We start from the raw sequence: 25,024 nt of genomic DNA on the forward strand, positions 1-25,024 counted from the left end.
CAGTTGCCCCCCTTTTAGCATGGGCATCCATCTGTCACTCGAGTACGGCCAGTTCGGACTGAACCGACTGTTGGCGAGCGGCGGTCAGTGGGTGCAGCCAGACCAGGAATGCCGATGTCATATGCGCCGCCATGGGGACCCATATGGCGGCAATGGCCAGCACAGTGAGTGCCTGGGGTGTTTGCGGCACGCTCGCGGCCCGAGCATCAAAGCCTGCGCCGCTTAAAGCGGTCAACGCCAGCGCCGGCCCCACGGCCGCGGCCAGCTTGTCGGAAACGGAGAGCAGGGAGGCCAGGGTACCCATTTGGTCTGCGCCGGTGGCCAGGCGGCGTTCGTCAGCCAAATCCGCCATCATGGAACGCACGAGGATAGGATCGGCGGAGAGAAAGAGGCCGAAGCCCCCCAGGATGACCATGCCTGTGGGCAGAGTGGTCCACGGAACCAGATGCACGACCAGGTACATTAAGGCCAAGCCGCCGAAGGCAAGCGTCATGGCGCGGTGCTTTTCCAGTCGGCTGCCCATCCGGCTCCAGACGTACGTTCCCAGCATGGCGCCCACCTTGACCGCGAACAGCAACGTTGCCGTCTGCACCCGATCCAGACCATGGAAGGTTCCATAATAGAAAAAGAACATGGCGCCACCGGCGTAGATGGCCGCACTAGAGAGGAAATCGGCGGCGAGCAGGCGGATGACGCCGGCTTGGCCAAGCAGACTGAGATAATCACGTCGCCCCGGTGTCCGTCGGCGGCTTCCCGCGTGCTCCGGCACCAGAATCAGGGCCGCGCCGACCCCCAAAGGCAGGCTCAGCAGCACGAACCAGCCCATGGCGGGCAGAACCTGCTGCGGTGCCGAGCGCAAGGCGGGCAACAGGGGCAGGGCGGTGACAACCAGTCCCCCTACCAGGAAAAGCGTCTGCCACCAGGCGAAGATGCTGTTCCGTTCGTCGTAGTCCCCCGACAGCGTGCCGCCCCAACCCAAATGGGAGACGAAGCACAGCGACCACGCGCTATAGGTTCCGGCTAAGCCCAGCGCCAAGTGGAGGAAGCCGGCGTCGCGTGGCGGCATGTACAGATACTGGACCGACAGCATCAATAGGGGGGTGCCAATCGCCAGCCACAGGCGGAACCGGCCGAAGCGGGAGCGTGTCCTGTCCGTCAGGATCCCCACAACCGGGTCAACGGCGATGTCCGCCAAACGCGCCACCAGAAAGGCCGTACCGACGAGACCCAGGGGAAGCCCAACCACGGTTCCGTAATAGTCGGGAAGATAAATCAGCAGCGGCAAGCCTAAGGCCGCCAGCCCCACAGTTGGGGCGGCGTAAGCCACCTTCGTCAATATGCGCATGTCCCCGACCCCGCCAACCAGGCCCCCAGAAGATTCAATACCCGTCGCAGGACCCGGTGTCGCGACAGCAGAACACTCTGCCATCGGCGTCAGGCGGATGCCAATGATCCGAAGGACGGCGCAGTCGTTCAGGGATAGGACGGACTCAGGCGCTTAAGGCTTCCCGCTCGCAGGTGGTCGGCAATTGCGAGGCTGGCGGCGTCAGGGTCAGGTGGTTGTGCCCTAAGGCGAAGGCCAAGGCCCGCGCCGTCATTGCCAGGGCGGGGCGGTCATCATCCGTGGCCAGCCAACGGAGCTGAGCGTCGAACTGCGCCTCCTTGCCATTCTGGGCGGCCGCGACCAGCTGCAACACTTGCCGTTCATCCGCCGTCAGGCTGGGGCAGCCGGGATGGCCGATGGACAATTCCCGACGGCAAGTGTGAATCAGGGCCAGCAGGAAAGCGTGCAGGGTGGCCAGCACCTCTCGCCCATCTTCGCCGCAGGTGTCGGCGAACTCCTGTCCCACCAGGGGGCCGTAGTCCTTGCCCTTGACCATGCGGCGCAAGGCCCAAACCAGCAAATGCTCGCCGGGGCCGAATTCCGGCGTGTGGTCCATCGTTCCGGCAATGGCATCCATCAACGACATCATCAGTCCCCCGGCCACTTCCACCCCAACGCCGGGGAGGCTAAGCGCCGTAGATGCAAATCATTCTCAAACCATAACCCATGTCCGCGCCAATGGCAAAGAGCGCCGTCACAGGCTACTAGGTCGACCGTCACCGGCTCCGCCCGCATCACTCTACACCCCTCCGCCATCACACGGCCATGCCTGTCGGCGGTTCTTGGCTGGTCTGCGGTGGCAGGCAACGGCAGACAAGCGCCCGAGAGGCGGCTTATGCTGACGGCAACCCACCCCAGCAAATTGGGGGCCCGTTCCGGAACGGCAAGAGGACCTTGGCAGAATGGCACCTCGCTTCGATATCGACCTGCTCATGCCTGCCCCCATGATGCCATTCATCATGGAGCGGCTCGACCAGGCTTTCCATGTGCATAAGCTCTGGCTGGCGGCGGATGCCGATGCCCTGCTGGCGGAGGTCGCCCCCCGCGTCCGCGCCATCGCCGCCGCTGGCGGTGCGGCCATCACCGCCGATTTGATGAGGCGGCTTCCCAGGCTGGAATGTGTCTCCGGCTTCGGCGTGGGTTACGACAGCATCGACGCCCAATGGGCCGGGACCCACGGCATCACGGTCACCAACACGCCCGACGTGCTGACGGAGGAGGTGGCGGATACGGCATTGGCCCTGACGTTGATGGCGGTTCGACGCCTGCCGCAGGCCGAACGCCACCTGCGCGCCGGCCGCTGGCTGGAAAAGCCCTTCCCCCTAACACCTTCGCTGCGCGGCCGCACGGCCGGCATCCTGGGCCTGGGCCGCATCGGCAAGGCCATCGCCCGGCGTTTTGCCGCTTGCGGCGTGCCGGTGCACTATCACGGCCGTCACCGGCAGGCGGATGTCGACCTGCCCTACCATGCGACGCCTGTCGATCTCGCCCGGGCTGTGGACGTCCTGGTGGTGGTGACCCCGGGCGGCTCGGAAACGCGCAACCTGGTGGACCCGGCGGTGCTGAAAGCCCTGGGCCCCGATGGCATCCTCGTCAACATCGCCCGGGGCACGGTGGTGGACGAGCAGGCGCTGGTCGCCGCCCTGCGGGATGGCACCATCCTGGGCGCCGGCCTGGACGTGTTCGCCCAGGAACCGGCCGTGCCCCAGGCCCTGCTGGACCTGGACAATGTGGTTCTGCTGCCCCACGTCGGATCCGCCACCACCCATACCCGTCAGGCGATGGGCCAACTGGTGGTGGACAATCTGATCGCCTGGGCCGAAGGGCGGCCGGTGCCCACACCTGTGCCGGAAACGCCTATTGAGGCCGGCTGATTCTCACAGCCAGCCCCGGCGGCGGAAATACCAGTAGGGCAGGATGGCGGAGACGACCATCAAGCACAGCGCGCCGGGATAGCCGAAAACCAGGTCCAGTTCCGGCATGTGCTTGAAGTTCATACCGTAGATGGAGGCGATCAGCGTCGGCGGCAGGAATATGACGGCCGCGACGCTAAAGATCTTGATGATGGCGTTCTGCTGGATGTTGATCAGGCCCAGGGTCGAATCCAGCAGAAATTGCGTCGTCTGCGCCAGGTACAGGTTGTAGTCCAGCAAGGACTGGATGTCGCCGTTCAGCGTGTTCAGGATCAGCTTGATTTCCGGGGCGATGGGCGTGGCCTTTTCCGCCGCCTTGAGGAAGGACACGGTGCGGGCCAGACTGTGCAGGCTCTCCCGCACGCGGGATGCCAGGTCGCCGCTGCGGCCGATGCGCTTCAGCGCGTTCTGCAGGTCGGCATCGATGATGCTGGGCGATTGTTCGCCGCCCTGGCTGAAGACGGAGCGGGACAGGGTGTCCAGCCCGTCCTTCACTTCCTCCAGCACATCGGCGACCCGACCGACGATGGCGGTCAGGATGCCCAGCAGGATGGCCTCGGGGTCGGTGGGCACATCGTTGCCCTGGTCCACCCGGGTGGAGAAGGTGCGGAAGGGCGTGCTGTCCAGATACCGCACCGTCACCAGATGCTGGGGGGTCAGGATGAAGGTGGCGTCGGCCAGGGCCGGGCCCAGGGGCGCCTGGCGGGTCAGCACCCTTACCGTCATCACCAGGGCGTCGCCGGACTTGTACACCTGGGCGCTGGTCTCGATCTCCCGCATCTCTTCCCGCGTAGGAATCTCCACCCCCAGCGCCGCTTCGACCGCCGCTTCCTCCTCCTTGGTGGGGGCGATCATGTCGATCCACAGGTCGTCGGCCAGGCAATCGGCGGCGGGGTCGCGCCGCGTCAGGGTGCCATTCTCCAGCCGGTACAGGGTGAGCATGCAGGCGTCTTTCCAGTCGTTTCAGGGCAGGTCGATCACGGACCGCCGCTTTCAGCCTTCGGACTGGCGATCAGTCTTGCCGATGTCCACTCGCTTTCGAGCGTAATGTCACCCCAAATATGCTGGCCATTGTAATAGCCTCCTACGCGCCAATTTTCCGGCCTCTTATCCATGCCAGCCGGTGCCTCCGCGATAAGTTTCAGGAGCCGGGGTAGGATGTCGACCCGCACGTCACGACGCTCGCCCGATTTCAGGAACGGCTGCCCGAGAAGGGGCAGGGAATCGTCCACACCGAACGGATCCTTGGTGAAGAAATAATTTGTTCTAGGCTTGGTCAGCATGTCGTTGCAGAAGCGCTGTCGATCCTCGGGCTGCGGCCCGCAAACCATACTAAGGGCTAGTTGATAGAAAAGTGTCTGATGAGACGTGGGGTTGTTCAGCACCACGGAAATCAAAGGCCCGCCCTGACTGACTGCGCATCCTTTTGTGGACTTCACGTTTTCATATTTGATACGGACATCGGTGTCGCTGAACAAATTGTCCAGATCGGTTAAGGCGTATTTCCCGTCGGCCAGCACCCCAACTGATTCATGTGGCGGCTTCGCCTTGCCGCTGGGGCTGGCGAACAGGTCGGATTCACGCGGTCGCCCATCCGGGCCTTGGCATGGCAAGACCGCTCCATCCTGGGTCAGCTTGTACGTCGCATGGGTGGCATTTCTCGCCTGGATGATCGTCACCGACGCTTCCCTGGCGGTTGAGGAAAACACAGTGACGTTTCCCGAGCGCCGGCGCGTGAAGGGGGGAAGGTCACCGCCCGAAATATTCCAGGCGACCAAGTTCCAGCTGGCTCCAGGAGCAGTGGAGGCATAGGCGGCGGGGCCATCCGCAGCCGGTGGATCCGATGGCTCGCGCAGGCTGAAGTCCCAATGGGGTGCCAGCAAGTCCACTTCCTTGGCTTGGGATTCGGAGGCGTTCACCAGGGTCAGCCCTGCCAACAGGGCCCAAGCCAACAGGATGGGTGCGGTGTGGGGTCGTGTCATCAACTTGCTCCTCCTGCCATTTGGGTCGATGGGGGCGATTGCCTTCAATCGAGACCGTGTTCAACAAAGAAGGTCGATCCGCTCATGCGGCAAGCGCGACGTCTTGTCTACAGGATCGCAGCGAGGGCGGTATGCAATCACCATGCGGCGGGCCATCGGACCGGGTGTCGCGTTGACCTGCTCAACTGCCCCAAGCATCCTGCCAAGGGGGACTTGGGGTAATGGACGGCTCTGTTGCTGGGAGTTCCTGGACGGGGTTGGCGAACGGCCGAGAGATCACGCCTCCGTCAGCGCCCGGACCTTTCGCCCCAGCTCATCCAGGTCAAAGGGCTTGGCGATATAGTCCATGCCCTCGCCGACGAAGGCCGAGCGCTGGCTGGCGCCCTCGGCATAGCCGGTGGCGAACAGGATCTTGAGGCCGGGCCTCAGGCGGCGGGCTTCGTGCGCCAGCGCGCGTCCGTTCATGCCGGGCAGGCCGACGTCGGTCAGCAGAAGATCGATGGTCCCGGGCCCTTCCAGGTGGGGCAGAGCGTCGGCGGCCGTTTCGGCCTCGATGACGCCGTAGCCGTGCTCCTCCAGGATGTCGATCACCACCATGCGCACCACCAGCTCGTCCTCCACCACCAGCACGGTGCCTCGACCCTTGGGCGGGGCCTCATGCGGGCCGGGTCTGGGCGCCTCCGCCGTGGCTGGGGCGCTGCGGTCGCGGGGCATGTACAGGCAAATGGTGGTTCCCTTGCCCGGGGTCGACGCCAGCGTGACATGCCCCCCGACTTGGCGGGCGAAACCATAGATCATGGAGAGGCCCAGGCCCGTTCCATGGCCGATGGGCTTGGTGGTGAAGAAAGGGTCGAACGCCTTCTCCAGCACCTCCGGTGGCATGCCGGTGCCGGTGTCGGTGACGCAGGTCAGGACATAGTCGCCGGGCTGCAGGTCGGCGGACGCCCGCTCGTCCCCTTCGCCGATGGTGACGTTGCTGGTTTGGATGGTCAGTCGTCCACCCGCCGTCATGGCGTCGCGGGCGTTGATGGCCAGGTTCAGGATGGCGCTCTCGAACTGGTTGGCGTCCGTGATGGCCGGCCACACCTCGGGCGCCAGGGAGATCTGCAGGTCGATGCCCTGGCCTAGGGTCCGGCGCAGCAGGTCGTCCAGCGAGCTCACCAGCTGGTTGATGTCGGCGGGTTTCAGATCCAGCGTCTGGCGGCGGGCGAAGGCCAGCAGGCGGTGAGTCAGGCCGGCCGCCCGGTGCGCGGAGGACAGGATGTTGTCGACATAGCGGCCGATGCTGTCGAAACGGGCGTCGCGCACCCGCTTCTGGATCAGGTCGGCGGCGCCGACGATGCCAGCCAGCATGTTGTTGAAGTCGTGGGCGATGCCACCGGTCAGCTGGCCGATGGCCTCCATCTTGTGCGACTGGCGCAGGGCCTCTTCCTTGACGCGCAGCTCCTCCGTGCGCGCCACCACCTCCGCTTCCAGCGCGTCGCGGGCCAGCTTGGTCTCGGTGATATCGATGGCGCAGCCCAGAAAGCCCAGAAAGGTGCCGGCGTCGTCGAAACGCGGGCTGCTTTCACAGCGCAGCCAGCGCACCTCGCCCGTGGCCTTGCGCACCCGCATGTCATCCAGGAAGGGGGTGCGCCCGACGAACAGTGCCCGGCGTACAGCGCTCAGCGTGGGCCAGTCGTCTTCATGGATCAGGGCGGCCCACCCCTCCGCCTCCATGCGCGCCGGCGGAATGCCGAATTCCGTTTCGAAGCGGCGGTTGGCGAAGATGATGCGGCCGTCGGCGTCGGACGACCAGATCAGGGCCGGCGTGTTGTCCGCCATGGACCGGAAGCGCTGCTCGCTTTCCCGCAGCGCCTGGGCCGACCGCCGCGCCTGGCGGCGGTCTTCCGCTTCGCGCAAGGCGCGGGCCACCACCATGGGAATGCGGGCCAGGTTGCGCTTGGTCACATAGTCGGTGGCGCCGGCGCGCAGGGCTTCGGTCGCGAACTCCTCACCGATGACGCCGGAGATGAAGATGAAGGGCACCGCCGGGTCGCGGGCGCGGGCCAGTTCCAGCGCCGCCAGGCCGTTGAAGCCCGGCAAGGAATAGTCGGACAGGATGATGTCGAAGTCGCCCCCCGCCAGCGCGGCCTCGTATTCCGCCCGCACGGCCACGCGCGTCAGGATCAAGGGCTGATCGATCTTGCGGAACTGGTGGGCGATCAGTTCCGCATCGATGTCGCTGTCTTCCACCAACAGCAGGGCTACAGGCTTTTCCGCGGATGGCGACACTAAAAATCTCCAGGCACGGGCTCGTTCAGCACCGCCCAGAAGATACCTAGGTCGCGGATGGCTTCGAAAAAGGCCTTGAAGTCCACCGGCTTCACCACGAAGGAATTGACCCCGTAGTGATAGCTGCGCACCACGTCGCTCTCCTCGCGGGAGGACGTCAGCATGACGATGGGGGTAGCGCGATGCCGGGGGTGGGACTTCACCTTCTCCAGCACCTCCAGGCCATCCACCTTGGGCAGCTTCAGGTCCAGCAGCACGACGGCTGGAGCGCCCGGCTCACGGTTCGCGAATTGGCCCTCGCTGAAAATGTACTCCAGCGCCTCCACACCGTCGCGGACGACCACGATTTCGTTGGCCAGCTGGGTTTTCCTGAGCGCGGCCAGGGTCAGTTCGACGTCGGCGGGATTGTCCTCGACAAGAAGGATGGGTCTAAGCGTGGCCACGGTTTCCTCCTGTCTGTCGCTTAGGTAGGGTGAAGCTGAAGGCGGCGCCCTGGCCGACGGCACCTTTGGCTTCCAGTGTGCCGCCGTGCCGGTCGATGATGCGTTTCGTCAATGCCAGGCCGATGCCGGTGCCCTCGAAATCCTCCTGCCGGTGCAGGCGCTGGAACACCTGGAACAGCTTGCCGGCATAGTTCATGTCGAAGCCGACGCCGTTGTCCTCCACGCAGTACAGCACCTCGTCGGGCCGGTCCTGGCCCCAGACCTTGATGCGGGGCGGGGTGGCGTCCCGGCTGTATTTCAAGGCGTTGTCCACCAGGTTGAACAGGGCCTGGCGCACCAGGGTGGTGTCGCCCCAGGCGGGGGGCAGGACGCCGATTTCCCATTCCACCGGTCGCTGCCCTTCGGTGATGGCCAGGCTGCGCCGGATTTCCGCCATCACCTTGGCCATGTCGATGCGGGTCATCTTCAGGCTGGTGCGGCCCAGTTGCGAGAAGTGCAGGAGGTCATCCACCAGCTCACCGGCCGACAGGGCCGCAGCGATGATGCCGTCCAGGTAGTGACGCGACAGGGCTTTCAGATCAGGCTCCTCCTCGCCCAGCAGTTCGGCATAGCCCGCGATGTGGCGGAAAGGTGCCCGCAGGTCATGGGAGATGGAGTAGGAAAAGGCCTCCAGCTCCTTGTTCGAGCGCTGCAGCTCCTCGGTCAGCTGGGCGCGCTCCTCGGCCCGTTGCAGGACGAAGTTGATGATGGCGCCGCGGAAGTCGGCGGCGCTCAGCAGTTCGGCAGACCGCCAAGGCTGGGCGCGCTCGCGCACCTCCTGCTTCCAGGTCTCGAACGACAGGCGCGGATGCAGGCGGCCCGCGGTGTCCGTGGCCTTGGCCGCACGGGGATCGCCACCCCAGCGCACGGTCTGCACCACTTCCGGCCGGAACCATAGGATGAAGCTGGCATGGAGGCGCGAGATGGGAACGGCGATGACGCCGCTGGCCACACCAGCGATCTCCTTGCCCGGTGGCCAATCCGCGCTCAGGGTGCTGGTGGCGTAAATTTGGTCGACGTTCCGGGTCCGCAACCACTCGACCAGGGACAGGATGCTGTCGATGGGCGGCGCCTTGCCGGCGGCCAGGACGATACCGTCGGTGACGACGGCCGCCCCGGGGCTGTTGGTGAGGGCCAACCACTGGCTGGCGCAGTCAACCAAGCCCGCCTGGAAGCCGGGCGCCCGCGCCAGATGGGCCACCAGTTCCGTCTCGATGTTTTTCAGCTGCAGCCGTTCGTCGATTTCGGCCGCCCGCTCGCGGGCTGCGATCTGCTGCGCCACGATGCGGCCCAGGAAGTCGCAGGCGGCGCGGATCTGGGGACCGACGTAGCGCGGCTGGGCATGATGGCAGGAGATCAGGCCCCACAACCGCCCGTCGATGACGATGGAGATGGACAGCGAGGCCGCGGTGCCCATGTTGCGCATGTATTCGAGGTGCACGGGCGAAACGCTCCGCAACGCCACGACACTCATGTCCAGCGGCGCCCCGTCGGTGGGGCACAGGGCGGGTATCAGCGGCGCGGGCGTGTACGTGGCGGTCGGGATCAGGCGCAGGCGGTTCGTGCGATACAATTCCCGCGCCTGGGCCGGGATGTCGGAGGCGGGGAAGCGCAGATCGAGGTAGGAGGGCAGGGTGCCGTCCCCTTTTTCCGCGATGACGGTGCCGTTCCAGTCCTCATCGAAGCGATAGATCAGGACGCGGTTGAAGCCGGTCAGGGTCTGCACCTCTGCCGCAACGCCGGCGCTGAGATCCGCCACGGTCTTCAGCCCATCGGAATTGTCCAGGAAGTCGCGCAGCAGCTGGTAGAGGCTGGCGCTGCGCCCGCGCTCGGCCTCGTCGAATGACTCGAATTCCAGGATCAGGCCTTGCGAAGTGCGCTGGCCGCTGACATGGAAGGTACGTCCGTCGATCTGGTATTGCTCCAGAAAAGCGGTATCCGTGCCGCCGGCCCAAAGGCGGACGTCATTCTCCAACGCCGTGCGCGGGCCCACCAGGTCACCCAGCGTCTGGCTGCCGTCGAAGGTGACCGGGCGGTCCAGGATGGCGCCCAGGTTCGCGCTGGCCTGGATCACGACCAGATCGTCCGGCCGCAGCACCGCCACCGCGCCATGGGGCTGGATGCCGCCGGGAATGCGGATGGGTTCCCGCGCGCACTGGTCCAGCAGATCCTGGGGCACGGGCGGCACGCCCGGGGCGATATCGGTGTTTCCTGGGCTATGTGACGTGACCACGGGGCAGACCCATTTGTCCAAGGAACCGTGAACCAGCCATTTGCCGGAAATTTAAGGCGAATATGGGGCCGCGGCTCATTTTTCTGACACCTGCCCACGGCCCTGGCTAGCCTGATAATGGCCCAAGACCTGCTCGGCCGCCTTTTGGAATAGGTCGAAGGAGGCGACCGCGGCCGCCACAGCCTCGGCTCGGAAAGTGCTGTCCGCGGCTTCCTTGTTGAGCAAGGCCACGAAGCCGCGCCAGAAGGGGCGGCCCCGGCCATGCGCCAGGAAGCGGGTGGCCTGGGAAATGAGCGGATCGCCTGAGTCCAGCGCCCGGCGCAACAGCACCTCGGCGCCCAGCCGTGACCCTTCCAGCACATACAGATGACCCAGGGCCTGAGCCCGGCTGCGGATGAGGGGCGTCTCCACCAGCACGGCCGATAGGCGGTTGTTGGCGTTCAGCGTCGCCAGGTCCGCCTCCAGCGCGTGGCGACGGCGGCGCTGTTGCCAATCGGGCAGGATCAGTTCCACCCCTGCCGCCTCCAGGCTCAATTCAACGGCGCGCAACGCCGGGTGCTGGGCCTTCAGCAGATGGATGTAATCCGGCAGGTGGCCTACATCCAGCGCGGCGAATTGCCTGTCCAGGGTGGCGTGGCGGGCTGCCGTACCCATGCGCAGCACTGATCTCAGTAGCGTCACGCCCGCTCCTTCCTCCTCGTCGGACCTCGGCCAGTGACATATCGCGGCCCCCGCGGAAATCAATGGTGTCTACATCGGCGGCAGCGCTGGCGCCTGCCACCGTCCCCTTTCCCGCCCGCCACGGAACCCTGCGCGGCATCCGGCGGTTGCTTTGGCAGTGACCTGAGCGAGCGAGGGCCCGAAGATGGAACGCAAGAAAGACCATGTCGTCCTGACCGCGCGGGAGGCGCGGGGGGCCACCCTGGGCCGGCCCGTGCTGGCCGTCCTGCTGGTCAGCCTGGCCTTGGTGATCGTGGCCTTCGCGCTGGCCTGGTGGTTGGGCAAGTGGTGGTAAGGAAGGACCGGCGGCATCATGGCGCCCCAGGCGGACGTCCGCATCGGCATCTCCGGCTGGACCTACGCCCCCTGGCGTGGGGCCTTTTATCCGGAAGGCCTGCCCCAGCGCCGCGCGCTGGAATATGCCAGCGGCGTCTTCCGCAGCATCGAGATCAACGGCACCTTTTATGGGCTGCAGACGCCGGACGTGTTCGCCCGGTGGAATGAGGAGACGCCGGACGGCTTCGTCTTCGCGGTGAAGGCGCCGCGCTACATCACCCATATCCGCCGATTAAAGGAGCCCGTGGCGCCGCTGGCCAACTTCCTGGCCTCCGGTCTGCTGCGGCTGGGGAACAAGCTGGGACCCCTGCTGTGGCAATTCCCGCCCAGCTTCAAATTCGATGCGCAACTGTTGGGCGACTTCCTGGCGCTGTTGCCTCACGACACCGAACACGCGGCCGACCTGGCCCACCGCCACGACGACAACCTCAAGGCCCGCGCCTGGATGCGGCCCGGCCCCCACCGCCGTTTACGTCACGCCGTGGAAATCCGCCACGAGAGTTTTCGCGATCCGGCCTTCACCGACCTGCTGCGCCGGCACGGCGTGGCGCTGGTCTGCGCCGACACGGTCGAATGGCCGCGCCTGATGGATCTGACCTCGGACTTCGTCTACTGCCGCCTGCACGGTTCCAGCGAACTGTACCGCAGCGGTTATGGCACCGATGAACTGGATCGCTGGGCGCGGCGTGTGGCCGCCTGGGCCGGGGGGAGGCCGCTGGACGCCGGTGATTATGGGCGCGACGATTATATCGAGCCGCCCCGCGATCCGCAGCCGGCGCCGCGCGACGTCTACCTCTACTTCGACAACACCGACAAGCTGCGGGCGCCCGACGATGCCCGCGCCCTGGTCGGTCGGCTGACCCATTGATGGATGGATGCCATGGGCCGCGACATCCCCGATGACGAGGTGCTGGACCATCTGCCTGAGGCGCCGTCCAAGGCACCGGCCAAGATGCCGCCGTCCCGCGTGCACATTCCACCACCCGCTTTCGTCGAGCCGGCGCTGGCCACCTTGGTCGACCGCCCGCCGGAGGGACCGGACTGGCTGTTCGAGGCCAAGTTCGACGGCTATCGCGCCGTGGTGGCGGTGTCAGGCCAGGAGGTGCGCATCCACACCCGCTCCGGCCTGGATTGGACCGATCGCTTCCCCACCATCGTACGTGCCCTGGCGGCCTTGGATCTCCCGCCGGCGCTGCTGGATGGCGAGATCGTGGCCCTGGATTCCCGCGGGCTCAGCAACTTCAGCACCCTGCAGCGCGCCATGAAGGACGACCAGGCGGCCCTCAGCTATTACGTCTTCGACCTGCTGGCGGAGGCTGGGCGCGACTGGGGACCCCGGCCGCTGGTGGCGCGCAAGGCACGGCTGGCCGCCCTGTTGGGGGAGGCCGGCAAAACCGGCCCCGTCTTCTACACCGACCATGTGACGGGCGGCGGCGCCGGCCTGTTGGCCACCCTGTGTGAACAGGGATTCGAGGGCATCATCGCGAAGCGGACCAACGGGCCATACCAACCGGGGCGGTGCCACGATTGGCTGAAGGTGAAGTGCGGCAACCGTCAGGAGTTCGTCATTGTCGGCTGGTCGCCCTCCACCCACGGGCGGGCCTTCGCCTCGCTGCTGCTGGGTCTGCGCGAGGATGGCGCCCTGCGCTATGCCGGGCGTGTGGGTAGCGGCTTCGACGCCGATACCCAGGCGGGGCTGGAGGCGAGGCTGCACGCACTGGCGCGCAAGACGCCGGCGGTGGCGGCCGACAGTGTGCCTCCTGCCATCGCCCGAAAGGCGCGCTGGGTGAAGCCTGGGCTGGTGGCGGAAATCGCCTTCGCGGGCTTCACCGGTGACCGGCTGGTACGCCAGGGCCGTTTCATGGGCCTGCGCGCCGACAAGCCAGCCAGGGCCGTGGCGCTGGAAAAGGCGGAACCTGTGGGACAAGCGGTTGAAGAAGGAGGATCGCCCGTGGGCGGTGTCGCTCTGACCCATCCGGAACGGGTGTTGGATCCCGTCTCCGGCCTGACCAAGCAGGGCTTGGCCAACTATCTGGAAACGGTGGCGCCGCGCATGCTGCCCTATGCCGCTGGCCGCCTGCTCAGCCTGCTGCGCTGTCCAGAGGGGACGGAACAGGCCTGCTTCTTCCAACGCCATGCGGGGGCCAGCACGCCAGCGCCATGGCGGCGCAAGGCGGTGAAGGAAAAGAACGGCAGGCAGATCGATTATTTCTATCTGACGGACACCGCGGGGTTGCGGGCGGCGGCCCAGATGGGCGTGCTGGAACTGCACCTGTGGGGCAGCCTGGTGCGCAAGCTTGAATCGCCCGACCGGCTGGTGTTCGACCTGGACCCCGACGCTGGCCTGCCCTTCGCCAAGATCAAGGCGGCGGCGGTGGCCATGCGCGATGTGCTGGCGGCGCTGGACCTTGCCAGCTTCCCCCTGTTGACGGGTGGCAAGGGCGTGCATGTCGTGGCCCCGTTGGGCCCCCGCGCCGGCGGCGGGCGCCGCCAGTGGCCGGTGGTGGCCGCCTTCGCCAAGGCCGTGGCGGAACAGCTGGTGGAGGCCAACCCCGACGCCTACGTCGCCACCATGAGCAAGGCCCAGCGCCAGGGTCGCATTTTCATCGATCATTTCCGCAATACGCGGGGTTCCTCGGCCGTCGCCCCCTACTCGACCAGGGCCAAGCCCGCGCGCGGCGGCGGCACCCCCATCGCCTGCCCGGTCACATGGGAGGAATTGGCCAAGGTGGACCGGCCGGACCTCTACACCACCGCTGACGCCCTGGCGCTGATGCGCCGCGCCGATCCCTGGGCCCGCTATTTTGAGCTGGAGCAGGATCTGGGCGCCGCAGCCTGCCGCGTGCTGGGGGTGAGGGTTGGCGCGGGGGCCTACAACGGATGATCGCGCCCGGCTTCGCGGACCTCATCGGCTGGCTGGCGGCGTTGCTGCTGTTCCTGACCCTGGCCTGCCAGATTTGGACGCAATGGCGCCAGCGCTCGACCAAGAGGGTGTCGCCCTGGCTGTTCACGGGGCAGATCGCCACCTCCATCGGCTTCGTCACCTATTCCTGGCTGCTGGGCAATTGGGTGTTCGTCACCACCAACGCCCTGATCCTGGCCACGGCCGTCGTGGGCCAGGGACTATATCTCAGCCAGCGCCGCAGGAAGGCGCCTGAGGCCGCCGAATGAGCGATGAGGCGGGCCTGGTCTATGTCAGCGACAGCGATCCCGGCATCCGGCGGCGGAAGTCCGGATCGGGCTTTCGCTATTGCCTGCCGGACGGCGCCACGGTGCGCGACCCCGTGCTGCGGGCCCGCATCAAGGCCCTGGTCATCCCGCCCGCCTGGACGGACGTGTGGATCTGCGCCGATGCCCACGGCCACCTTCAGGTTACCGGCCGCGACGCCAAGGGGCGCAAGCAGTACATGTACCATCCCGCCTTCCGCCAGGCGCGGGAAGGCGTCAAGTTCCACCACCTGATCGATTTCGCCCGCCGCCTGCCGCAAATCCGCGACCGGGTGGCCAGAGATCTGGCCTTGCCCGGCTTGCCGCGCGACAAGGTGCTGGCCACCATCGTCCACCTGCTGGGCACGACGCTGATCCGCGTGGGCAACGTCGATTACGCCCGCGACAACCAGAGCTACGGCCTGACCACCCTGCGCGCCGCCCACGTCAGCGTGGAGAAGTCGTCGCTGCGCTTCGACTTCAAGGGCAAGAGCGGCAAGCTCTGGCGGTTGAAGGTGACTGACAGGCGGGTGGCCCGGATCGTGAAGGCCTGCCAGGAACTGCCCGGCCAGCCCCTTTTCCAATATCTGGACGGTGACGGTAACCGGCGGGAGGTCAGCTCCGCCGATGTGAACGCCTATCTGCGCGAGGCGGCGGAGGGGAAGGGGGCCAAGCGTGAGGACGGGGTGACGGCCAAGGATTTCCGTACCTGGGCCGGCACGGTCATGATGGCCCTGGCGTTGAACGACAGCCCGCCGCCCACCAGCCCTACCCATGGCCGGCGCATGGTCACCGCCGCGTTGAAACAGGTGGCGGCCCGCCTGGGCAACACCGTCACCGTCTGCCGCCAATGCTATGTCCACCCGGTGATCATGGACGATTACCTGGCGGGCCGCTTCCGGTTGCGCCTGCGCCAGGACGGGCCGGCGGGGCTGTCCCCGGCGGAGGCCGCGGTGCTGACCGTGCTGCGCCGGGCGGAAAAGCGCCAGGACGCGGGGAACTTGAGCTGAGCCGGGCGGTTGGAGCCGTGGACGCCCTCCCGCCAAAGCCGTCCCCCAAAGCCAGCCCGCCGAAGAGGAAGCCCATGTCCGACACCCGTTACGACGACACGCCCGTGCGCCCGGTGCCGCCCACGCCCAGCCCCACCCCGGACGCGCTGACCCAGCCGGCGGCCAAGCCCGCGATGCCCAGCGTGCCCTTCGTCGGCGGTGACACGGCCAAGCAGCGGGACCTGGCCCTGGATAGCCACGAGGCGGGGTCGGCGCTGACCACCAACCAGGGTCTGAAGGTCAGCGACGACCAGAATTCGCTGCGCGCCGGACCCCGGGGGCCGACGCTGATGGAAGATTTCCATCTGCGGGAGAAGATCACCCACTTCGACCATGAACGCATCCCAGAGCGGGTGGTGCACGCCCGGGGTGCCGCCGCCCACGGCATCTTCCAGGTCTATGAGCCGTTGACCAACCTCACCACCGCCGCGCCCTTCCAGGACCCGGCCAAGGAGACGCCGGTGTTCGTGCGCTTTTCCACCGTGGCGGGGTCGCGCGGGTCGGCCGACACGGTGCGCGACGTGCGCGGCTTCGCCGTCAAGTTCTATACGGAGGAAGGCGTCTGGGACCTGGTGGGCAACAACATGCCCGTCTTCTTCATCCAGGACGCCGTCAAGTTCCCCGACCTGATCCATGCGGTGAAGCCGGAACCGCATAACGAGATCCCGCAGGCCCAGTCGGCGCATGACACCTTCTGGGATTTCGTATCGCTGACACCAGAGTCCGCCCACATGCTGATGTGGGTGATGAGCGACCGTGCCATTCCCCGCAGCTATGCCACCATGGAGGGGTTCGGCGTCCATACCTTCCGTCTGGTGAATGCCGAGGGGAAGGCGCGTTTCGTCAAGTTCCACTGGAAACCGCTGAAGGGCATCTTCAGCCAGGTGTGGGACGAGGCGCAGAAGACCGCCGGCAAGGATCCCGACTTCCACCGGCGCGACCTGTTCGATGCCATCGAGCGTGGGGACTTCCCGCAGTGGGAACTGGGCCTGCAGGTCATCGAGGAGGAGGACGAGTTCAAGTACGGCATCGACATCCTGGATCCCACCAAGATCATCCCGGAGGAGGAAGTGCCGGTGCGCCGGGTGGGCCTGATGACCCTGACGGCCAACCCCGGCAACTTCTTCGCCGAAACCGAACAGGTGGCCTTTCACGTCGGCCACGTCGTGCCGGGCATCGACTTCACCAACGATCCGCTGCTGCAGGGGCGCCTGTTCTCCTATCTCGATACCCAGCTGCGCCGCGTGGGCCCAAACTTCGCCGAGCTGCCCATCAACCGACCGCTGCAACGGGTGGACAACAACCAGCGCGATGGCATGGGCCGCCGGCAGATAAACCGAGGCCGCGTGGCCTATTTCCCCAACGGCCTGGCCCACGGCTGCCCCATGCATTCGCCCGAGGCCGCCGATGCCTTCCGCAGCTATGCCGAGAAGGTGGACGGCGCCAAGATCCGCGTGCGCAGCGACAGCTTCGGTGACCATTTCAGCCAGGCCACCTTGTTCTGGAACAGCATGGCGGGGTGGGAGAAGGACCACATCGTCGCCGCCTTCTCCTTCGAGCTGAACCAATGCACCGACATGGTGGTGCGCCAGCGGGTGATGGATGTGATCCTGAGCAATATCGCGCTGGAGTTGGCGCAGGGCGTGGCCGCCCGGACGGGCATTCCGTTGCCGGAGACCAGAGTGCATCCCCCGGCCGCCGATCTTAAGGTTGGCCGCTCACCCGCGCTCAGTATGGACCGGGTGGCGGAAGACATCCGGGGCCGCAAGGTGGCGGTGCTGGTGGACAAGGGCGCCAGCGCCGAACAGCTGACCATCATCCAGGAGACGCTGATGGATGAGGAGGCGATCGTGGAGGTGGTTGCCCCCACCGCCGGCACGGTGCAGGGTGCTGATGGCCTCCTCGTACCCGTCACGCGAGCCGCCCCCAACGCCCCGTCGGTGGTTTATGACGCGGTGATCGTGCCGGGTGGGGTGGACACCAGCGCCCTACAGGCCAGCGGTCTGTTCCGCCATTTCCTCAACGAGGCCTTCCTGCATGGCAAGCCCATCGCCGCCATCGGCACGGGCGAACAGGTATTGGCGGCCGCCAACCTGCCCACCGTGCTGAAGGAGGAGGGGGTCATCACCGGCGCGACATTGGAGGACACGCTGACCCTGTTCGTCGAAGCCATGCGCCGCCACCGTTTTCCCCAGCGAAACGTCGCGCCGGTGCCCGCGTGAGGCGCCTAGCCGCTCACGCGCTGCACATCCGCGCGACCCCGGCCGACATAGGGCAGCGCGAACAGGTAGAGGCCGGAGGCCAGCAGCAGGATCAGCGGGACCAGGGCCAGCAGCCCAACCCAGGCGGCCGGTTGCTGGCCCCCGCCCATGACCGCCATATAGGTGATGACACCGCCGGTGAAGGCGATGGAAAGCCAGCGGTGAAGCTGACGGATGCTTTTGGCCCAGTTCATTGGAAAAACCTCCCTCGTTTCTGTCGAGCTTGGATTTCAGACGGGGATGCCGGCCAGGATTTGCTCCAGCTTGGCCAGGAACTGGGTCCAGCCGTACTGGGCGCCGCGATAGGCCTGTTCCTGGTCCGGACGGAAACCGGCCTGTTCCATGCGCAGGCGGGTGCCCGTGGCCGATGGCGTCAGTGTCCAGGTGACGACGCTGTCCAACCCCATGGCTGCCCAGCTGTAGGACAGGGTCCGGTGCGGCTCGACCTCCAGCACCGTGCACCCCACGGAACCCCAGTCGCCCCGGAAGTCGAAGCGGTGGCCCACCGCGGCCTGGAAATCGTTCTTCATCAGCCATTCCGCCAGCAGTTGCGGCTGGGTCAGGGCACGCCAAATTTTCTCCGGCGGATACGGCACCTCGCGCTCGATGATGACGGAACGTGTTTCGGCGGCGGTCGCAGGGGCGGTCATTGATCCATCCTTTTCAGCAAATCTTCCAGGGCGTCGAAGCGGGCGTCCCAGAAGCTGGCCATCTGCTGGGTCCAGTCGGCCAGCGGGGCCAGAGCCTTGGGTTGTGCGCTGTAATGGGTTTGGCGGCCTTCCGGCCGGTCACGCACCAAGCCGGCCTGTTTCAGCGCGGCCAGATGCTTGGAGACGGCGGGTTGGGAAACGCCGGCATGTGCCGTCAACGCCGCCACGGTCTGTTCCCCCCGCCGGCACAATTGCTCAAAAATTCCCCGGCGGGTCGGGTCGGCCAGCGTCCGGAACAGGAGGTCGGGGTCTCGGGGCATAGATTCATAACCAATCAGTTATGAATTAATCCATAGCTGATCGGTTATGAATGAGTCAAGAGCGAAACGCGGCTTGGCTTGGCCGTCGTGTCAGTGCTTGCGGTTTTTCTGATGCAGCTTGTCGACCAGGTCCAACAGGTGTTGGGGCACGGGTTCCGCCGCCTCATCCTCGAACATCTCGCGCAGGCCCCGGTCAAGCACGGTCTGCGGGCCGGGCGGCATCGGGCGGGTGCTGGCCGTCAGCAGCGATCGCTTGCCATTCGGGGCCTTCGGCTGCTTGGTCATGACGGAGATCCCCTGGATGCGGCCCCGGTGATAAGGCCTTGTTTGGGCGGGTGCGCCCTGGCGCCCGCATGTCCCCCGACAGCTGGAACAACTTTCGTGATCAAAGGCTACGCCGCCGGTCCAGCCAGCTTAATGGAGCCGCCTGCGGCCAGCCACCCCCTGAAGCGTGTTTTCCTGAAACGTGGTTTATTGCAAGCTGGCGCCCCAGCCGCCAGGACGGGCGTCGGCGGGATGACGGAGGGGAGCATGGGCATGCGGCGGCATATCGCCCGCCTGCGGAAGCCGGATGGTCAGGTCGTCCTCCAGCATCAGCACGCCTGACTGCAGGCCTTCACGGAAAGCCTGGCGGGCCAGCTTGGTCTGGTGTTCCACCTCGTCCAGCGGCAGGCCCAGGATCCAGGCGGCCTCATCGGCGGTGAAGCCTTCCACTGCGGTCAACAGCAATGCCTCGCGCCGTTCGCACGGCAGGGTACGCAGCAGGGCGCCAGGGCCCATGGTTTCAGGCACGGGGCCCTCGTCCCCCAGTTCCAGATGCCCGCCGGCATAGATGCGGTGGAACAGACGGAACAGCGTGCCGCGGTCGGCGTCCGGCCCCAGGATGCCCACGCCATCCTGCACCAGCGTTTCCAACACCATGCGGACGTAGGCGTCGCCGCTGATGGCGCTGCCAGTCAACGCCCGGGCATAGCGGCGCAGGCAAGGTAGCTGTTCGGTGATGAGGTCGGCGGGGGCGCTGCGGTGTGCCGGCATGATCTGCGTCGCTCCTCTCTATCTGGCAATTCTATCTGGCAATCTGCTTTTCGAACCTGCCAACCGGTTTGAAAGTTTCCTGGGCCCTGGAAACTTTCGACGCACGTTTTCGCGCTAGGGCGCATGCCATAAGGAATTCGTTTGGTATAGGCGCTTCCGCCTACGACATATACGTGTTCATGGCACAATAGAGACGTGCGAACCCTCCCGGAAAATCCGACCACGACTCAGTTTTATGGGTCTATGCTTTCAAAGCGTGCCGCAGAAAGCGCCGCGATAATCTCGAATCAACCTGAATACCTCATCCATCCGATTCTCGAGGATCCCGTTTTCCTTGAGAGAATCTTGATACGGGGCACGTTATGCCATCTGATTTACTATCGACTGACCTGCCGGCGGGTGCGCTGAACACCGACACGCGAAACACGGATGCGCGACAGCCAGAATTTCGTGACCCAGAATTTCGTGACGAGGTGTTGCGTCTGTTGCCCGCGCTGCGCGCCTTCGCCCGGTCGCTGACCAGCAACGCCGCCGACACCGACGACCTGGTGCAGGATTGCGTGGTGCGTGCCTGGTCGCATGCCGACCAGTTCACGCCCGGCACCAACCTGCGCGCCTGGCTGTTCACCATCCTGCGTAACCGCCACTATTCCATCGCCAAGCGCCGCCAACGCGAGGTGGCCGATCCGGACGGTTTTCACACTGGTCGCCTGATGATGGAGCCGGCGCAGGAATGGGGCATCACCGGGCGTGAGCTGAAGGTTGCCCTGGCCGCCCTGCCGGAAGACCAGCGCGAGGCGTTGATCCTGGTGGGTGGTGCCGGCGTCAGCTATGAGGAGGCGGCGGAGATCTGCGGCTGCGCCCTGGGCACCATCAAAAGCCGCGTGAACCGGGCGCGCACCAAGCTTGCCGGCCTGATGGGCCTGCCCAATCGTGTCGTCGCCCTGGGCGCCACCACCCTGCCGGCCGGCGCCGACGCGACCTCCACGACCCAGTGGACGCGGCATTAGAGGACCTCGGCGCCTATGCCGCGGAACCAAGTCGCGCCCACGCCGTTTCCCCGGCGTTCCCCCAGACCGACTCTTCCATCCGAGCCAGGACGCCGCGCCATGCCTGACCGCTCCCAATCCGCCTCCTCCCAATCTGCCCCCTCCCAATCCGCCACTGTGAACCGCCGCCATTTCCTGGCCGCCGTCGGCGGGGCTGCGGCCGGAGGTGCCGCTACCTTGCCGGGCACCGGGGACGCGGCGGCTGCGCCTTCGGCTGAGGCGGCTGAAGCGAGCAATCCCCGCGCGCCCCACACCGTCACCCTCACGATCAACGGGCAGGACCACCGGCTGAGCCTGGACGCCCGTACCAGCCTGCTCGACACGCTGCGGGACCGGCTGGGCCTGACGGGCACCAAGAAGGGCTGTGATCATGGCCAGTGTGGCGCCTGTACCGTTTTGGTCGATGGTCGGCGGGAACTTTCCTGCCTGCGGCTGGCGGTTATGGCCCAGGGGCGCCGGGTGACCACCATCGAGGGGCTGGCGCCGAACCCCCACACCCTGCACCCCATGCAACAGGCCTTCATCGACCAGGACGCGTTCCAGTGCGGGTATTGCACGCCGGGGCAGATCCTGTCGGCCGTCGCCTGCGTCAAGGAGGGGCATGCCGGCGATGACGACCAGATACGGGAATACATGAGCGGCAACATCTGCCGCTGCGCCGCCTATCCCAACATCGTCGCCGCCATTCGCCAGGCGAAGACCGAGATGGAGGCGTAGCGCCATGCAGCCTTTCCTGTTCGATCGCGCCGGCAGCGTGGCCGAGGCCTTGCGCGCCGTTCCCGACGCCACCGTCGTCGCCGGCGGAACCAACCTGGTCGACTACATGCGCCTGGGCGTCGTGTCGCCCAAGCGCCTGGTGGACATCAGCGGCCTGAGCCAGGAGACGGCGGCGCTGGGCCGTATCACCCTGGATCATAAAGGCTTGCGCCTCGGTGCCCTGGTCCGCATGGCGGAAGCGGAGGATCCTCCCGGCATCCGCGCCCACTATCCCGTGCTGGCCGACAGCTTGGGCTTGGCCGCCAGCCGGCAAATCCGCACCATGGCCAGCCTGGGCGGCAACCTTCTGCAACGCACCCGCTGCGAGTATTTCCGCGAGGCGTCCTGGCCTTGCAACAAGCGCAGGCCCGGGTCCGGCTGCGCCGCGCTGGACGGCCTGAACCGCCAGCACGCCGTGCTGGGCACCAGCGATGCCTGCATCGCGACATATCCGGGTGACATGGCCCAGGCCCTGCTGGTCCTGGATGCCCAGGTGGAGCTGACGGGCCCGCGCGGTGTCCGCCTGGTGCCGGTGGGCAAGGTCCATCGCCAGCCGGGCGCCACACCTTATCTTGAAACGACGCTGACCCCGGATGAGCTGATCACCGCTTTGGTGGTGCCTGCCAGCCCCTGGTCTTGGCGGTCGCGCTACGTCAAGGTGCGCGACCGGCGCTCCTACGCCTTTGCCTTGGCCTCGGCGGCCGTGGCGCTGGACCTGGAAGGTGACCGCGTGAAACAGGCGCGCATCGCGCTGGGCGGTGTCGCCACCGTGCCCTGGCGGGCCGAGGCGGCGGAGGCCGCTCTGCTGGGCAAACCCTTGGATGAGGGGGTTGCCCGCGTCGCCGCCGATGCCGCTTTCGCCGGCGCCCGCACCCGTGCGCACAACGCCTTCAAGGTGCCCCTGGGCCAGGAGGTGCTGGTGCAGGCACTACTGCAGGCCGGCGCGCTTCAACCGCCACCGCCGACATCGCGAAACGGGGTGACCCATGCCTGACGCCGTGCCGCCGCCCCCTGGGAAGGCGTCCCCCGGGGAACCGTCCCGGGAGAACATGGGCGCACCCGTCGCTCGCATCGATGGCCGGCTGAAGGTGACGGGCCAGGCCCGCTATCCCGCCGACACCCCCCTGCACAACCTGGCCCACGCCGTAATGGTGACCAGCACCATTGCCCGCGGCCGTATCCGCAGGGTGGACACCACGGCGGTGGCCGCCGTTCCCGGCGTGCTGCTGGTGCTGACGCGGGACCGGGCCAGAGGCCAGCTGACCGCGCCCAAGTTCGGCACCGGCGGCAGCACCTCCATCCAGCCGCTGAATGAGGAGCGGATTTGGCACGATGGCCAGATGCTGGCCATCGTCGTGGCCGAGACGCAGGAGGTCGCGCAGGAGGCGGCTGATCTGGTGGCTGTCACCTACGATCACGACACGCCCAGCGCCGGCTTCGACGCCAGCGGCGTGGAGATCGTGGCTGGCGCCGGCGCCAGCCCGATGTATCCGGAAGACCCCAAGGCCGGCGATTTCGATACGGCATTCAAGGCGGCGCCGGTGGTGCTGGACGCGACCTACAACACCGCCGCCCAGCATCACAACCCCATGGAATTGTTCTCGACCACGGCGGAATGGAACAATGGTCACCTGACGGTGTACGAGCCCAGCCAGTTCGTGGCGGGATGGCGGGCGCAGTTGGCCAAGCAGCTGGACATGGACGCGGCCAACATCCGCGTGGTCAGCGAATACATTGGTGGTGCCTTCGGCTCCAAGGGGCCCATGACGCCGCGCACCGCCGCCGTGGCCCTGGCGGCCAAGCTGGTACAGCGGCCGGTGCGGTGCGTCTGCACCCGTGCCCAGGGCTACACCACCGCCACCTTCCGGGCGGAAACGCGCCAGCGCATCCGCATGGGCGCCGGCCGAGACGGCAGGATCCGCGCCTTCAGCCATGAGGGCTGGGAGCTGACGTCGCGCCCCGACGATTATGTCGTAGGCGGCACCGAGACCACGGCGCGCCTGTACGCCTATGGCGCCGTGCACACCAAGGTGCAACTGGTGAAGGCCGACCGCAACACGCCGGGCTATATGCGTTCCCCGCCGGAGACGCCCTATGTCTTCGGGCTGGAGTGCGCCATGGACGAGATGGCGGAGAAGCTGGGACTGGACCCGGTGGAATTCCGGCGCGTCAACGATACCCAGGCCGACCCGGTCAGCGGCAAGCGCTACACCAGCCGGTCACTGATGCGGTGCTATGACGAGGCCGCCGCCGCCTTCGGCTGGCAGCGCCGTCTGGATGCCGGCGTATGGAAGACGGGCGCTATGCGGGATGGCGATTGGCTGGTGGGCCTGGGTTGCGCCACCGCCGTCTATCCCACCCAGGTGGCGCCCTGCGCCGCGCGGGTGCGCCTGACGGTCGATGGCAAGGCGCTGGTGCAGACGTCGGCGCACGAAATCGGCACGGGCGTGCGGACTGTCGCCGCCCAGACCGCCGCGCAGGCGCTGGGCCTGGGCGTCGAGGACGTGACGGTGGAGATGGGCGACAGCGCCCTGCCGGCGGGCCCCGTCACCGGCGGGTCGGTCAGCACGGCCAGCGTCTGCTCCGCCGTGCTGAAGGCCTGCGGTGCCATTCGCGATAAGCTCTATCGGGCCGCGACCGTCAACAGCGGCCCTCCGGCCACGCCGGAAAGCTTCACCCTGCGCGATGGCATGGCCGTGCTGGACAGCGGCCGGTCGGCACCGCTGAGCGCCCTGTTCCAGAAGCTGGGCACGACACAGCTGGAGGACTATGCCGAGTTCGCGCCCGAAGGCTCGGCCCCCGGGGCGGTTGAACAGCTGCGACAGGGTAATCCCGGCATCATGGGCGGGGCCAAGGGCCCGGTGCTGATGTACGCCTTCGGGGCGGAGTTCGTGGAGGTGCGGGTGCACGCCCGCACGGGCGAGATCCGGGTGCCGCGCATGGTCGGCGCCTTCGCCGCCGGTCGCATCATGAACCCGCGCACCGCCCGCAGCCAGTTGATGGGCGGCATGATCTGGGGCCTGGGCGCCGCGCTGCATGAGATGACGGAAATCGATCCGCGCCATGCCCGCGCCGTCAACCGGGACCTGCAGGATTACCTGGTGCCGGTGAACGCGGATGTGGAGGGGGTGGAGATCATCCTGGTGCCGGAAACCGATACCGAGGTGAATCCGGCCGGCGTGAAGGGCCTGGGTGAACTGGGCAATGTCGGTACCTCCTCCGCCATCGCCAGCGCCCTCTACCACGCCACGGGCCGGCGTCTGCGCGACATTCCCATGCGCCTGGACAAGCTGCTTCAGTTGCAGCAGGCATGAACTTTCGGAACAAAAACGTGCAGATCCGTGTTCAAGGCGGTGGACGGGGAATCCCGCCC

Annotated in this window: 24 protein-coding genes; 11 read left to right on the forward strand and 13 right to left on the reverse strand. The window is 66.7% G+C overall.

Annotated features, from left to right (window positions below):
* Positions 1 to 34: 34 nt before the first annotated feature.
* Together FBZ88_RS21665 and FBZ88_RS21670 are read right to left on the reverse strand one after the other, a co-directional pair.
* Positions 35 to 1,345 (reverse strand): MFS transporter, encoded by a 1,311-nt coding sequence (locus FBZ88_RS21665; protein ID WP_186464543.1) that lies wholly within the window; start codon positions 1,343 to 1,345, stop codon positions 35 to 37.
* Positions 1,346 to 1,490: 145 nt separating this feature from the next.
* Positions 1,491 to 1,961 carry a hypothetical protein gene (locus tag FBZ88_RS21670; RefSeq protein WP_145619223.1) on the reverse strand — a complete coding sequence of 157 codons (471 nt, stop codon included), beginning with the start codon at positions 1,959 to 1,961 and terminating at the stop codon, positions 1,491 to 1,493.
* A 325-nt stretch (positions 1,962 to 2,286) separates the two neighbouring features.
* Here FBZ88_RS21670 and FBZ88_RS21675 point away from each other — a divergent pair, with 325 nt between their 5' ends.
* Positions 2,287 to 3,258 (forward strand): 2-hydroxyacid dehydrogenase, encoded by a 972-nt coding sequence (locus FBZ88_RS21675; RefSeq protein WP_211102761.1) that lies wholly within the window; start codon positions 2,287 to 2,289, stop codon positions 3,256 to 3,258.
* A 3-nt stretch (positions 3,259 to 3,261) separates the two neighbouring features.
* Here the strand turns inward: FBZ88_RS21675 and FBZ88_RS21680 are convergent, their stop codons facing one another.
* The 6 genes from FBZ88_RS21680 to FBZ88_RS21705 form a co-directional block, all read right to left on the reverse strand.
* Positions 3,262 to 4,239, reverse strand: coding sequence for a magnesium transporter CorA family protein (locus FBZ88_RS21680; protein ID WP_145619224.1), 978 nt, complete (start codon positions 4,237 to 4,239; stop codon positions 3,262 to 3,264).
* Positions 4,240 to 4,274: 35 nt separating this feature from the next.
* Entirely contained in the window at positions 4,275 to 5,279 is a 1,005-nt protein-coding gene (locus FBZ88_RS21685; protein WP_145619225.1) for a hypothetical protein, read from the reverse strand.
* Between the two features lie 276 nt (positions 5,280 to 5,555).
* Entirely contained in the window at positions 5,556 to 7,553 is a 1,998-nt protein-coding gene (locus FBZ88_RS21690) for a response regulator (RefSeq protein ID WP_145619226.1), read from the reverse strand.
* Positions 7,553 to 7,996 (reverse strand): response regulator, encoded by a 444-nt coding sequence (locus tag FBZ88_RS21695; RefSeq protein WP_004273032.1) that lies wholly within the window; start codon positions 7,994 to 7,996, stop codon positions 7,553 to 7,555. Before FBZ88_RS21695 ends, FBZ88_RS21690 begins: the two co-directional genes overlap by 1 nt.
* Positions 7,983 to 10,268, reverse strand: a complete 2,286-nt coding sequence (locus FBZ88_RS21700; protein WP_246138790.1) for an ATP-binding protein — start codon at positions 10,266 to 10,268, stop codon at positions 7,983 to 7,985. The genes FBZ88_RS21695 and FBZ88_RS21700 overlap by 14 nt, the downstream gene beginning before the upstream one ends.
* 75 nt (positions 10,269 to 10,343) lie before the next feature.
* Positions 10,344 to 10,949: a biliverdin-producing heme oxygenase gene (locus FBZ88_RS21705; protein WP_145619227.1), complete on the reverse strand. Its 606-nt coding sequence runs from the start codon at positions 10,947 to 10,949 to the stop codon at positions 10,344 to 10,346.
* A gap of 184 nt (positions 10,950 to 11,133) precedes the next feature.
* Between FBZ88_RS21705 and FBZ88_RS30365 the strand changes: the two genes are divergently transcribed.
* The 6 genes from FBZ88_RS30365 to FBZ88_RS21730 all read left to right on the forward strand — a co-directional run bounded on the left by FBZ88_RS30365 (position 11,134) and on the right by FBZ88_RS21730 (position 17,802).
* Positions 11,134 to 11,283 (forward strand): hypothetical protein, encoded by a 150-nt coding sequence (locus FBZ88_RS30365; RefSeq protein WP_157999499.1) that lies wholly within the window; start codon positions 11,134 to 11,136, stop codon positions 11,281 to 11,283.
* 18 nt (positions 11,284 to 11,301) lie between these two features.
* A complete protein-coding gene (locus tag FBZ88_RS21710) occupies positions 11,302 to 12,192 on the forward strand; it encodes a DUF72 domain-containing protein (protein ID WP_145619228.1) in 891 nt (296 codons plus the stop codon).
* A gap of 12 nt (positions 12,193 to 12,204) precedes the next feature.
* Positions 12,205 to 14,208, forward strand: coding sequence for a DNA ligase D (gene ligD / locus FBZ88_RS21715; protein WP_246138791.1), 2,004 nt, complete (start codon positions 12,205 to 12,207; stop codon positions 14,206 to 14,208).
* A complete protein-coding gene (locus FBZ88_RS21720; protein WP_145619230.1) occupies positions 14,205 to 14,495 on the forward strand; it encodes a hypothetical protein in 291 nt (96 codons plus the stop codon). Before ligD ends, FBZ88_RS21720 begins: the two co-directional genes overlap by 4 nt.
* Positions 14,492 to 15,541 carry a DNA topoisomerase IB gene (locus tag FBZ88_RS21725; RefSeq protein WP_145619231.1) on the forward strand — a complete coding sequence of 350 codons (1,050 nt, stop codon included), beginning with the start codon at positions 14,492 to 14,494 and terminating at the stop codon, positions 15,539 to 15,541. Before FBZ88_RS21720 ends, FBZ88_RS21725 begins: the two co-directional genes overlap by 4 nt.
* A gap of 74 nt (positions 15,542 to 15,615) precedes the next feature.
* Positions 15,616 to 17,802 carry a catalase gene (locus FBZ88_RS21730; RefSeq protein WP_246138792.1) on the forward strand — a complete coding sequence of 729 codons (2,187 nt, stop codon included), beginning with the start codon at positions 15,616 to 15,618 and terminating at the stop codon, positions 17,800 to 17,802.
* A 5-nt stretch (positions 17,803 to 17,807) separates the two neighbouring features.
* Here the strand turns inward: FBZ88_RS21730 and FBZ88_RS21735 are convergent, their stop codons facing one another.
* The 5 genes from FBZ88_RS21735 to FBZ88_RS21755 all read right to left on the reverse strand — a co-directional run bounded on the left by FBZ88_RS21735 (position 17,808) and on the right by FBZ88_RS21755 (position 19,846).
* Positions 17,808 to 18,035, reverse strand: coding sequence for a hypothetical protein (locus FBZ88_RS21735; RefSeq protein WP_088875488.1), 228 nt, complete (start codon positions 18,033 to 18,035; stop codon positions 17,808 to 17,810).
* A gap of 36 nt (positions 18,036 to 18,071) precedes the next feature.
* Positions 18,072 to 18,491: an SRPBCC family protein gene (locus FBZ88_RS21740; protein ID WP_145619232.1), complete on the reverse strand. Its 420-nt coding sequence runs from the start codon at positions 18,489 to 18,491 to the stop codon at positions 18,072 to 18,074.
* Positions 18,488 to 18,811: an ArsR/SmtB family transcription factor gene (locus FBZ88_RS21745; protein ID WP_145613419.1), complete on the reverse strand. Its 324-nt coding sequence runs from the start codon at positions 18,809 to 18,811 to the stop codon at positions 18,488 to 18,490. The genes FBZ88_RS21740 and FBZ88_RS21745 overlap by 4 nt, the downstream gene beginning before the upstream one ends.
* A 90-nt stretch (positions 18,812 to 18,901) precedes the next feature.
* On the reverse strand, positions 18,902 to 19,096 hold the full coding sequence (locus tag FBZ88_RS21750; protein ID WP_088875491.1) for a NepR family anti-sigma factor: 195 nt from the start codon (positions 19,094 to 19,096) through the stop codon (positions 18,902 to 18,904).
* 186 nt (positions 19,097 to 19,282) lie between these two features.
* Complete coding sequence (locus FBZ88_RS21755) at positions 19,283 to 19,846, reverse strand: sigma factor-like helix-turn-helix DNA-binding protein (RefSeq protein ID WP_145619233.1); 564 nt, start codon at positions 19,844 to 19,846, stop codon at positions 19,283 to 19,285.
* A 476-nt stretch (positions 19,847 to 20,322) separates the two neighbouring features.
* On the opposite strand from FBZ88_RS21755, the gene FBZ88_RS21760 reads away from it, so the two are divergent.
* From FBZ88_RS21760 to FBZ88_RS21775, 4 genes are all read left to right on the forward strand, one after another.
* Positions 20,323 to 20,856: a sigma-70 family RNA polymerase sigma factor gene (locus tag FBZ88_RS21760; RefSeq protein ID WP_425465796.1), complete on the forward strand. Its 534-nt coding sequence runs from the start codon at positions 20,323 to 20,325 to the stop codon at positions 20,854 to 20,856.
* A gap of 99 nt (positions 20,857 to 20,955) precedes the next feature.
* Positions 20,956 to 21,612, forward strand: a complete 657-nt coding sequence (locus FBZ88_RS21765) for a (2Fe-2S)-binding protein (RefSeq protein WP_425465797.1) — start codon at positions 20,956 to 20,958, stop codon at positions 21,610 to 21,612.
* A 4-nt stretch (positions 21,613 to 21,616) separates the two neighbouring features.
* Complete coding sequence (locus FBZ88_RS21770) at positions 21,617 to 22,645, forward strand: FAD binding domain-containing protein (protein ID WP_145619235.1); 1,029 nt, start codon at positions 21,617 to 21,619, stop codon at positions 22,643 to 22,645.
* Between the two features lie 55 nt (positions 22,646 to 22,700).
* A complete protein-coding gene (locus tag FBZ88_RS21775) occupies positions 22,701 to 24,965 on the forward strand; it encodes a xanthine dehydrogenase family protein molybdopterin-binding subunit (protein WP_246138794.1) in 2,265 nt (754 codons plus the stop codon).
* Positions 24,966 to 25,024: the final 59 nt, after the last annotated feature.

The organism is Nitrospirillum bahiense (assembly GCF_007828025.1).
GTDB classification, from domain to species: domain Bacteria; phylum Pseudomonadota; class Alphaproteobacteria; order Azospirillales; family Azospirillaceae; genus Nitrospirillum; species Nitrospirillum amazonense.